The organism is Nocardia sp. NPDC004582 (assembly GCF_053602115.1).
Map to the genome: position 1 here is coordinate 1 of NZ_JBSGCY010000184.1, position 11,010 is coordinate 11,010.

Consider the following 11,010-nt stretch of genomic DNA (forward strand, 5'->3'; position numbering starts at 1 on the left):
CCGCGATTGGACGCGCACGGCAGCAGCGTGCGCGGAGTCAAGGCGTGCCGGGAACTGTCGGCGCAGACCGCGCCGCCGGCGGCGACGTGGAAGGCGCGATGCGGGCCGGGGGTGGCGCAGCGGGCGCAGTCGTCGAGAGCCGGGGCCCAGCCCGCGAAACCCATGGCGCGCAACAGGAACGCGTCGAGGATCAGTTCGTGCGGGCGACGGCCCAGGGCGATGGCGCGCAGGGCGCCGGCGGTGAGGGTGTGCAGGCGGGCCGCGGGCGCGCCCTCCTCACCCGCGAGGCGTTCGGCGGTCTCCAGGACCGCGCAGGCGGTGGTGTAGCGGCCGTAGTCGGCGACGATGTCGGCGGCGAAGGTCTCGACCGTGTGCACCTGGGTGACGGTGTCGAGATTGCGGCCCGGGTGCAGCTGGATGTCGACATAGGCGAACGGTTCCAGGCGGGCGCCGAACTTGGAGCGAGTGCGCCGCACACCCCGGGCTACCGCGCGCACCAGACCGTGCTGGCGGGTCAGCAGCGTGACGATACGGTCCGCCTCGCCCAGCTTGTGCTGGCGCAACACCACCGCATGATCCCGATACAACCGCACCGCAACAGTCTCGCACGCGGGACCGACCGGGCGGTGACGAGTCACGGCGTGTATCGCCGCGGGCGCGGTTAGAAGTTCATTGGCCCGCGATTGGCGACCGGCGCCAGGCTGAGACCCGTCAGGCAGAGCATTCGGACGCACCCGGCGGAGGACTCCATGACGCGCCAGACTCCCGCCGCCGGATCACGCTGGGCGGCCGTGCCGTCCGCGCCCCGATCGCTGCGCACCATCCGGCGGGCGTCCGGGGCGACCCACATCTGTACTGCCGTCCGGCCCCGGAGGGGTGGGCCGGACGGCAGTACGCCCGCCGACGAGCGGCGCGGAGATCAGTAGGGCCGGAAGTGGTCTCTCACAAGCGCCAACTGTTGGACGTGTGACCAAAGTCGCGCTATGTTACTCCCCAGTACAAAGGAGACGGGATTCACATGGCTTTGGCGGCGGTCGGCGAACTCGGGCTGACGGAACTCGCGGCGGCACTGGCGGCGGGCACGGTGACATCGGTCGAGGCGACCACGGCGGTGCTCGATCGCATCGAGGCCGGTCAGGGCGCATTGAACGCCTTCCGGATCGTGCGGCGGGCCGAAGCGCTCGCCGAGGCCGCCGACGCGGATCGCAAACTCGCCGCCGGACACCGCGAACCGCTGCTCGGGGTGCCGCTCGCCATCAAGGACGACACCGACCTGGCCGGCACGCCAACGGCTTTCGGCTGCGGCGGCGACTTCCCGGCCAAGACCGAGGACGCCGAGGCGGTGCGGCGGCTGCGGGCCGCGGGCGCGGTCATCGTCGGCAAGACCAACACCTGCGAGCTCGGCCAGCTGCCCTTCACCAGCGGAGACGCCTTCGGCCACACCACGAATCCGTGGAGCGCGGACCACACCCCCGGCGGTTCGTCGGGCGGTTCCGCGGCCGCGGTCGCGGCCGGTTTGGTGCCCGCCGCACTGGGTTCCGACGGCGCGGGCTCGGTCCGCATCCCCGCCGCCTGGAACAACCTGTTCGGCATCAAGCCCCAGCGCGGCCGCATCTCCACCTGGCCACTGCCCGAAGCCTTCTACGGGCTCACCGTGAACGGCCCGCTCGCGCGCACCGTCGCCGACGCCGCCCTGCTGCTCGACGCCGCCGCCGGCCCGCACCCCGGCGACCTGCACACCCCGCCCGCGCTGCGCGTCTCCGACGCGGTCGGCCGCGATCCCGGCCGCCTGCGCATCGCACTGTCGCTACGAATCCCGTTCACCGCCACCAAGACCGCGCTCGACCGCGAGGTCGAGGCCCGGGTGCACGCCACCGCCGCCACCCTGCGCCGCCTCGGCCACGAGGTGACCATCGCCGACGTCCACTACGGCGTCCTGATGGGCGCGACCTTCCTGCCGCGCTCCATGGTCGGCATCCGCGAGGCCCTGCACCGGCTGCCCGGCGCGCAGGTCGACCCGCGCACCCACCACAACGCCACCGTCGGCCGCCTGCTGTCCCCGGTGCTGTTCGCCGCCCGCGCGGCGGAACCGTTGCTGCGCAAGCAAACCGGCCGCATCTTCGACGACTTCGACCTGGTACTGGCCCCCACCACCGCCACCCCGCCCCCCGGCGTCCACGAGATCGACGACATCGGCTCCTGGGCCACCGACGAACTCATCACCGCCGCCTGCCCCTACACCTGGCCGTGGAACGTCCTGGGCTGGCCCGCCGTCAACATCCCCTCCGGCTTCACCGCCACCGGACTCCCGGTCGGCTCCCAACTGATGGGCCCCGCCAACTCCGAGCACCTACTGGTCTCGGTCGCGTCCCAACTGGAATCCGAACTCCAATGGCACAAAACCCGCCCCACCCCCTGGTGGCCCCAGCCCTGAAACGGCGAGTGGCACATCCTGGACGGAAATCCGGACGAATCCCCTCCAGGGTGTGCCACTCGGCGTCAGCGGGCGGGTTAGAAGCCTAGCTTGCCGAGCTGTTTGGGGTCGCGTTGCCAGTCCTTGGCTACCTTGACGTGCAGGTGGAGGTAGATGCGGGTGCCCAGGATGTGTTCGATTTGCTTGCGGGCGTTGGTGCCGACCTCCTTGAGGCGGGCGCCGCCCTTGCCGATGATGATGGCCTTCTGGCTGGGGCGCTCCACGTACAGCAGGGCGTGCACGTCGAGCATGCCCTCGGCGGAACGGCGGCCGTCGGTCTCGGTGTCCTCGTTCTCCTCGCGCTCGAGCACCTCCTCGATGACCACCGCGAGCGAGTGCGGGAGCTCGTCGCGCACGCCCTCCAGGGCGGCCTCGCGAATGAGCTCGGCCATCAGGACTTCCTCGGGCTCGTCGGTGAGCTCGCCGTCCGGGTAGAAGGCCGGGCCCTCGGGCATCTGCGAGGCGATGACGTCGATGAGCACCTCGACCTGCTCGCCCTTGACCGCCGACACCGGAACCACCTCGGCCTCGGGGCCCAGCAGCTGGGAGACCGCCATCAACTGGTGCGCGACCTGGTCGCGGCTCACCTTGTCGATCTTGGTGACCACGCCCAGCAGGGTGGTCTTGGGCGCCATGGTCTTGATCTGCTCGACGATCCAGCGGTCACCGGGACCGATCTTCTCGTCGGCCGGAATGCAGACCGCGATCACGTCGACCTCGGAATACGTATCGCGCACCAGGTCATTGAGCCGTTGGCCGAGCAGGGTGCGCGGCCGGTGCAGACCGGGGGTGTCCACCAGGATCAGCTGCGCGTGGTCGCGGTGCACGATGCCGCGAATGGTGTGCCGGGTGGTCTGCGGCCGCGAGGAGGTGATCGCGATCTTCTGCCCCACCATGGCATTGGTCAGCGTGGACTTGCCGGTGTTCGGCCGGCCCACGAAACACACGAAGCCGGAACGGAATTCGCCCTTGCCGTCGCCCTTGCCGCTCATTCGAAGACCTCCGATTCGGTGTCCAGGTCGAAACCCGCCGGGACCTGGCGCGCGCCCGCGATATTGTCCTCCGGGCGTTGCGCGGCGATGGGGTTCTCCACCCCGTAATGGTCGTCGGCGTCGAGCACGTCGAACACCGCGCCCTTGACGTCGCTGAAAATGATTCGCGCCGTGGGCGATACCTCACGCACCGCCGCGACACCGGGATCGGACAGCTTGCCCGCCACCACCACGGCCGCCTCGAAACCGGTCGCGCCACTGGAGATCGCGGCCGCCACGGCCGCCTGCAGGGCGGTCAGCGGGAGCGCGCTCAACGCCACCGTCCCGGCCGCGTAGGTGCGGCCATCGGTGTCGCGCACGGCCGCGCCGCCGCGGCCGCCGGTGCGGCCCATCGCGCCGCGGGCGAGCACCCGCAGCTTGCCGTCCTCGGCGTCGAGCTCAATCATCGGCGTTCATCTCGGTCATCGGCCTCTCCGTCCTCGTATGCGCCGCCCGGTTCCTGTTCCGCCGGTTCGGTTCTCGTCCTGTCCTGGGCCCTGCGCACCACCACCGTGTGGATCCGCATGCGGCCGCGCGCGTCGGCGCCGCCCTCCCCCTTCAATTGCAGACCCTGGACGACGGCCTTGGAGCCGGGCAGCGGGACGCGGCCCAGGGCATGGGCGAGCAGACCGCCGACGGTGTCGACGTCCTCCTCGTCGATCTCCACATCGAACAACTCGCCCAGATCGTCGATGGGCAGCCGCGCCGAGACCCGGAACTTGCCGGGGCCGATCTGCTCGATCGGCGCGATCTCGTCCTTGTCGTACTCGTCGGCGATCTCGCCCACGATCTCCTCGAGAATGTCCTCGATGGTGACCAGGCCCGCGATGCCGCCGTACTCGTCGACCAGCACCGCCATGTGGTTGCGATGGCGCTGCATCTCGTCGAGCAGCGCGTCGAGGGGCTTGGAGTCGGGAATGAAGACGGCGGGCCGCATGACCTGGCGCACCTTCACCTTCCGGCTCCGATCCGCGTACGGGACAAGGTCTTTCAGGTAGACGACGCCGAGAATATCGTCGACGTTCTCCCCGATCACCGGTATCCGCGAATGCCCCGACCGCACGGCCAGCGACATGGCCTGCGCCGCGGTCTTGTCCGCCTCGATCCACACCATCTCGGTGCGCGGCACCATCACCTCGCGCGCCGGGGTGGAGTCCAGCTCGAACACCGACTGGATCATGCGGGCCTCGTCGGCGTCCACCACGCCGCGCTCGCCCGCCAGATCCACCACCTCGCGCAGCTCGATCTCGGAAGCGAAGGGGCCGTTGCGGAATCCCTTACCGGGGGTGATCGCATTACCGATCAGGATGAGCAGGCGGCTGATCGGGCCCAGCAGCGAGCCGATGGCCTGCAAGGGCAGCGACGCGCCCAAGGCCAGCGAATACGCGTGCTGACGGCCCAGCGTGCGCGGGCCGACACCGATCACCACATAGTCGACCAGCACCATGACCGCCGCGGTGATCAGCAGCGCCGGGGCCTCGGCCAGCCAGTCCAGCAGCACCGCCGCCAGCAATACCGTCGCCGTGATCTCGCACGTAAGGCGGAGCAGCACCATGAGATTCACATAGCGCGGCCGATCCGCGATGATGCGCGCCAGCCGCGCCGCCCCGGTCCGCTCGACGCGCACCAGATCCTCCACGCGCGCGGGCGAAATGGTGTTCAGCGCCGAATCCAGCGCCGCGAACACCCCGCCGGCCGGGACCAGAACGATCGCCAGCAGCAGTAGAACGAATGAATTCACGCCGGGCCCAGCGGATCACCGGTGGTGTCGGTGAATCCGGTCTTGCCCAGCAGCCGCTGGTCGCGCTCGGCCAGCTCGGCGCGGCGCATCTCCTGGCGGACGTTCTCGTACCAGCCCTCCAGCAGGGAGGCCTGCAACGCGAACATCTCCTTCTCCTCCTCCGGCTCGGCGTGGTCGTAGCCGAGGAGGTGCAGGACGCCGTGCACGGTCAGCAGCGCCAGCTCGTGATCCATGGAGTGCCCGGCCTTCTCGGCCTGCTGGGCCGCGAACTCGGGGCAGAGCACGATGTCACCGAGCATGGAGGGGCCGGGCTCGGCGGCATCGGGCCGCCCGCCCGGCTCCAGCTCGTCCATGGGGAAGCTCATGACGTCGGTCGGACCCGGTAGGTCCATCCAGCGCATGTGCAGATCCGCCATGGTGTCGAGATCGACCAGCACCATCGACAGCTCGGCCGCCGGATGGACGTCCATCTGACCGATGACGAACCGCGCGACGCTGACCAGTTCTTCTTCGGATACCTCGATACCCGATTCGTTGGCGATCTCGATACTCACCCGATCAGCGTAGTGGTCGAGTTCAGTGCCGGTCTCCCCGGCTCGCGGCACGTCGCTGCGCCCGATTGCCCGGATAGTGCACCGCCGCCGGCGGGCGGGTGTCGGACTCGTAGCGGTCGTAGGCGTCCACGATCGCTCCGACCAGGCGGTGACGGACCACATCGGCGCTGGTGAGCTCGGCGATATGGATGTCGTCGATGCCGTGCAGGATCTCCGTGGCCGCGCGCAGACCCGACCGCGCGTTGTTCGGCAGGTCGACCTGGGTGATGTCACCGGTCACCACGATCTTGGAACCGAAGCCCAGCCGGGTGAGGAACATCTTCATCTGCTCGGCCGTCGTGTTCTGCGCCTCGTCGAGAATGATGAACGAGTCGTTGAGCGTGCGACCACGCATGTACGCCAGCGGCGCGACCTCGATGACCCCGGCCTGCATGAGCTTCGGGATCGCCTCGGGATCCATCATGTCGTGCAGGGCGTCGTAGAGCGGGCGTAGATACGGGTCGATCTTCTCGTTGAGCGTGCCCGGCAGGAAGCCCAGCCGCTCCCCCGCCTCGACCGCGGGCCGGGTCAGGATGATGCGGTTGACCTGCTTGGTCTGCAACGCCTGCACGGCCTTGGCCATGGCCAGATAGGTCTTGCCGGTACCGGCCGGGCCGACGCCGAACACGATGGTGTGCGCGTCGATGGCGTCGACGTAGCGCTTCTGGTTCAGCGTCTTGGGCCGGATGGTCTTGCCGCGCCGGGACAGGATGTCCAGGCTCAGCACCTCGGCCGGGGAGTCCGAGGAACCCTCGGTGAGCATGGAGTAGGTGTGCCGCACCGCCTCGGGCGTGACCACCCGATTGCGCGCGGTCAACGCGACCAGCTGGGCCACCACCCGCTCGGCCAGCGCCACCTCGGCCGGTTTGCCGGTCAGGGTGACGGAGTTGCCGCGGACGTGGATATCGGCATCGAGGAGGCGCTCGAGTTCACGCAGGTTCTCATCAGCCGAACCCAGGAATCCGAACACCGATTCCGGTGCCAATTCGATGCTCGAACGAACGGTCCGCCCCGCCGGTCCGGAACCGTCGACACCGCCGATGCGGGCAGTGGAAGTGCTCTGATCGCCGATTTCGCCTGGTGTTCTCAAAAGTGGCTATGGCCTGCTTTCCGGTCTCGAAGCCGTCGTCGTTGACAGAAGTTTACCGCCGCCCACCGACACCGCCCAGTGAATAAGCGGCTACCAGCAGGCATAACGCCCCGCCGACACGCAACTGCGGCTGGGCCGAATCCATTCCGTGGCGAACCCGCCGGGATCGATCCTCCGGCCCGGGGAGCGAGCGCTACCAGCGCGGGGTGAGCGCGCCCAGCGCACCCAGCGCGACGGCCGCCGCGGTGGAGGTGCGCAGCACGGTGGGACCGAGCAGGACGATGTCGGCCCCGGCGTCGGCGAGGGCCTGCAGCTCGGAATCGTCCAGGCCGCCCTCGGGGCCGACGATGAGGACGATCTCGGGAATCCGCTCGAAAGACATTTCGGTCAAACGGGATTCACCGGACTCGTGCAGGGCGGCCACCAGCGCGCCCCGCGCCTTGGCCGAGCGCACCAGTTCCAGCAGGTCCCGAGTGCTGTGCAGCTCCGCCACATCCGGGATGTAGGCGCGCCGCGACTGGCGGGCGGCCTGCTTGGCGGCGGCGCGCCACTTCTCGACGCCCTTGCGGGCCTTGGACTCCCAGTTGGAGACGCAGCGCAGCGCCTGCCAGGGGACGATGGCGTCGGCGCCCGCCTCGGTCATCAGCTCGACCGCCAGCTCCGAGCGGTCGGATTTGGGGAGGGCCTGGACCACCGTCACCTGCGGGGTCCAGGGCTCGGCCCGCCGCTTGGACAGCACCTTCAGGTCCAGGCGGTCCTTCTGGGCCGCAACCACTTCCGAATCGGCGAGGGTCCCGTGCCCGTCGGACAGGGTGATGGGTTCCCCCACCCGGATGCGGCGCACCGTGGCGGCGTGGCGGCCCTCGGGGCCGTCCAGCACGGCGGTCGCACCCGGTTCGGGGATCTCGTCGAGGTAGAAGACGGTGGCGGCCAAGGGATCAGCGTCCGCTGAAGGAGGCGCGCAGGCGGGCGAACAGACCCGAGTTGTGCTCGGACTGCGCCGAGAGCACCTCGGTGAGTTCGTTGGCCCGCATGCCCTTGTACTTGCGCAGCAGGTCCGACTGCTTGGCGTCGAGCTTGGTCGGCACCACGATGTCGAGGTGCGCGATCAGATCGCCACGAGAGTTGGCGCGCAGCTTGGGCATACCGTGGCCGCGCAGCACCGACGCCTCGCCGGGCTGGGTGCCGGCCGGGATGGTCAGCTCGACCGGGCCGTCGAGGATGGTGTCGATCACGACCGTGGTGCCCAGCGCCGCGTCCACCATCGGAACCCGGATGGTGCAGTGCAGGTCGTCGCCATCGCGCACGAAGGTGTCGTGCGGCTGCTCCACGATCTCCACGTACAGGTCGCCGGCCGGACCGCCGCCGGGACCGACCTCACCCTGGGCCGCGAGGCGCACCCGCATGCCGTTGGCCACACCGGCCGGGATCGGCGCGGCGATCTCGCGGCGCGAACGCACCCGGCCGTCGCCGCCGCACTTGCGGCAGGGGTCCGGAATCGTCTCGCCCGCGCCCCGGCAGGTGGGGCAGGGTCGCGAGGTCATGACCTGGCCGAGGAAGGACCGCTGCACGGTCTGCACCTCACCCGCGCCGCCACAGGTCTCACAGCGCACCGGCTTGGAGTTGCCGTTGGTGCCCGAACCCTGGCACAGGTCGCACAGGATGGCGGTGTCGACGGTCAGGTGCTTGGTGACACCGACCGCGCACTCCTGCAGCGAAAGCCGGGTCCGCAGCAGCGAATCCGCGCCCGGCTGCACCCGGCCGCGCGGCTTGCGAGTGCCGCCGGAGGCATTCATGCCGCCGAAGAACGCCTCGAAGACATCGCCGAGGCCGCCGAAGCCGGCGCCCGAGAAGCCGCCGCCCATCCCGCCGCCGGATTCCATCGGGTCACCGCCGAGGTCGACGATGCGCCGCTTCTCGGGGTCCGACAGCACCTCGTAGGCCGTGGAGACCTCGCGGAACTTCTCCTGGGCCTCCGGCTCCGGATTCACGTCGGGATGCAGTTCGCGGGCCAGTTTCCGGTAGGCGCGCTTGATCTCCTGGTCGGTCGCACCCCGTGCGACTCCGAGCAGTCCGTAATAGTCCCGTGCCACGTGTGTCTCTAGTCCTGTTTCGTCTCGTGCTTGCTCACCGTTCGGCGAGCACCTCACCGATGTACCGGGCGACGGCCGCCACCGAGGCAATGGTCCCCGGATAGTCCATGCGCGTCGGCCCCAGCACCCCCATACCTCCGAGCACCGTACCGGTCAGCCCGTAACCGGTGGACACCACGGCCGTCCCGCGCATCTGCTCGACCTTGGTCTCCTCACCGATCTGCACCGTCACGGTACCCGGCTGCTGTGCCGCGGCCAGCAGCTTCAACACGATCACCTGCTCCTCGAGCGCCTCGAGCACGGTGCGCAGGGAGCCCGGGAAACCGTTGCCGGGGAAGTCGGAGGCATTGCGGGTGAGGTTGGCGGTGCCGCCCAGCACGAGGCGTTCCTCGGCGTGCTCGACCAGGGTCTCGACCAGCACGGTCGACACCCGGACCAGCACGTCGCGCAGCTTGGCCGGGGAGTGCTCGGGCAGTTCGGCCACCGCCGCGGAGGCCGCGGCCAGGCGCTTGCCCTCCATCGCCTTGCCGAGCATGCCGCGCAGCGCGGCCAGGTCCTCGTCGCTGATCAGATTGCCCAGGTCGACCAGGCGCTGATCGACGCGGCCGGTGTCGGTGATCACCACCAGCAGCAGTCTCGCCGGATTGAGCGCGACCACCTCGATGTGCCGCACGGTCGACGCCGACACCGTCGGGTACTGGACCATGGCGACCTGCCGGGTCAGCTGCGCGAGCAACCGGACCCCGCGGCGCAGCACATCGTCGAGATCGACGCCGCTCTCCAGGAATTCCATGATGGCCCGGCGTTCCGGACCGGACAGCGGCTTCACCTCGGAGATGTGGTCGACGAACTGCCGGTAGCCCTTGTCGGTCGGGATGCGGCCGGAGGAGGTGTGCGGCTGGGCGATGTAGCCCTCGGCCTCGAGCACCGCCATGTCATTGCGGACCGTCGCGCTGGACACCCCGAGGTTGTGCCGCTCCACCAGGGTCTTGGACCCGATCGGTTCCTTGGTCGCGATGTAGTCCGCGACGATGGCCCGCAGGACCTCGAGCCGTCGCTGCTCAGTGCTCGACATGATGGCCCCACCTCCTCGCTCGCCTCGGGCACGCCTGGCGCGTCCCCGAGCCTTCCGCGGCGGGACACTCGGCACCGGCCATACGGAATTCCCGGATTATCCACTCCAGGATAGTTGGCGTCGCGCAACCGGCCGCACCGGCAAGAAGCCGGAGGTGCGTCGCCCGCGGCCTCACTGCCCGGCGGCGGCCTCCACCGTCGCCGCCACGTCGGCCGGGTGCGAGACCAGGCCGGCGTGCGAGGCGTCGATCGAGGAGACGCGGGCGTTCATCCGCTTGGCCATGTCCCATTGGGACGCGGGCGGAATCACCCGGTCGGCGGTGGACACCAGATACCAGGCCGGCGTCGAGGCCCAGGACGGCGCGCCCGAGGGCTCGAGGTTGGCCGACAGCGCGAGCGAATGCTGGCGGGCGGCCATGTCGGCGGCGGTCGCCGGGTCGACGTCCTGGGCGAAGACCTCGGGGAAGCGGGCCGGGTCGATGTAGGCGTCCAGGTTCTTGCCCGCGATCCCCTGGGCGTCGTCGACCGCCTTCAGCCGCAGCGCGAGCGTCAGCTGCGAGCCCGGGTACTGGATCGGATTCAGTTCCAGCAGTGCGGCTTCGCCCTGCACGGGCGCGAAAGCGGAGATGTAGACCAGTGATTCGACCTTGGGGTCGTGCACATTGCTGATCACGGTGCCGCCGTAGGAGTGCCCGACCAGCACGATCGGCCCGGTGATGCCGTCGATGGCGTGCTGGATCGCGGCCGCGTCGTGGGCGGGGCCGCGCAGCGGATTCTCCGGGGTCACAACGGGATAACCGTCCGCGCGCAGCCGCGCGGCCACGCCGTCCCAGCTGGAGGCGTCGGCGAAGGCGCCGTGCACCAGCACCACCGTCGGCAGGTCGGCCGCGGTCGCCGATCCGGCGGCGAGCGGGC

At 69.9% G+C, this 11,010-nt stretch carries 10 protein-coding genes and 1 pseudogene; 1 reads left to right on the forward strand and 10 read right to left on the reverse strand.

Features of this window, described 5'->3' with window-relative positions:
• Positions 1-593, reverse strand: a 593-nt coding sequence (gene recO / locus ACWELJ_RS30960) for a DNA repair protein RecO (RefSeq protein WP_452369640.1), incomplete at its 3' end; no start/stop codon positions are given.
• A 425-nt stretch (positions 594-1,018) separates the two neighbouring features.
• On the opposite strand from recO, the gene ACWELJ_RS30965 reads away from it, so the two are divergent.
• Positions 1,019-2,434, forward strand: coding sequence for an amidase (locus tag ACWELJ_RS30965; protein WP_452369641.1), 1,416 nt, complete (start codon positions 1,019-1,021; stop codon positions 2,432-2,434).
• Between the two features lie 77 nt (positions 2,435-2,511).
• Here the strand turns inward: ACWELJ_RS30965 and era are convergent, their stop codons facing one another.
• The 9 genes and pseudogenes from era to ACWELJ_RS31010 form a co-directional block, all read right to left on the reverse strand.
• Positions 2,512-3,465: a GTPase Era gene (gene era, locus ACWELJ_RS30970; protein WP_452369642.1), complete on the reverse strand. Its 954-nt coding sequence runs from the start codon at positions 3,463-3,465 to the stop codon at positions 2,512-2,514.
• A 128-nt stretch (positions 3,466-3,593) separates the two neighbouring features.
• A pseudogene (locus ACWELJ_RS30975) lies at positions 3,594-3,911 on the reverse strand (cytidine deaminase); the annotation flags it as partial.
• On the reverse strand, positions 3,908-5,245 hold the full coding sequence (locus ACWELJ_RS30980; protein ID WP_452369643.1) for a hemolysin family protein: 1,338 nt from the start codon (positions 5,243-5,245) through the stop codon (positions 3,908-3,910). The pseudogene ACWELJ_RS30975 and the gene ACWELJ_RS30980, both read right to left, overlap by 4 nt.
• A complete protein-coding gene (gene ybeY / locus ACWELJ_RS30985) occupies positions 5,242-5,799 on the reverse strand; it encodes an rRNA maturation RNase YbeY (protein ID WP_357004316.1) in 558 nt (185 codons plus the stop codon). Before ybeY ends, ACWELJ_RS30980 begins: the two co-directional genes overlap by 4 nt.
• A gap of 22 nt (positions 5,800-5,821) precedes the next feature.
• A complete protein-coding gene (locus ACWELJ_RS30990; RefSeq protein ID WP_452369647.1) occupies positions 5,822-6,880 on the reverse strand; it encodes a PhoH family protein in 1,059 nt (352 codons plus the stop codon).
• A gap of 241 nt (positions 6,881-7,121) precedes the next feature.
• On the reverse strand, positions 7,122-7,862 hold the full coding sequence (locus tag ACWELJ_RS30995; protein ID WP_452369644.1) for a 16S rRNA (uracil(1498)-N(3))-methyltransferase: 741 nt from the start codon (positions 7,860-7,862) through the stop codon (positions 7,122-7,124).
• Between the two features lie 4 nt (positions 7,863-7,866).
• Complete coding sequence (gene dnaJ, locus ACWELJ_RS31000) at positions 7,867-9,021, reverse strand: molecular chaperone DnaJ (RefSeq protein WP_452369645.1); 1,155 nt, start codon at positions 9,019-9,021, stop codon at positions 7,867-7,869.
• 34 nt (positions 9,022-9,055) lie between these two features.
• Positions 9,056-10,096: a heat-inducible transcriptional repressor HrcA gene (hrcA, locus tag ACWELJ_RS31005; protein ID WP_357278606.1), complete on the reverse strand. Its 1,041-nt coding sequence runs from the start codon at positions 10,094-10,096 to the stop codon at positions 9,056-9,058.
• A 171-nt stretch (positions 10,097-10,267) separates the two neighbouring features.
• The coding region (locus tag ACWELJ_RS31010; RefSeq protein ID WP_452369646.1) for an alpha/beta fold hydrolase at positions 10,268-11,010 on the reverse strand (743 nt) is incomplete at its 5' end.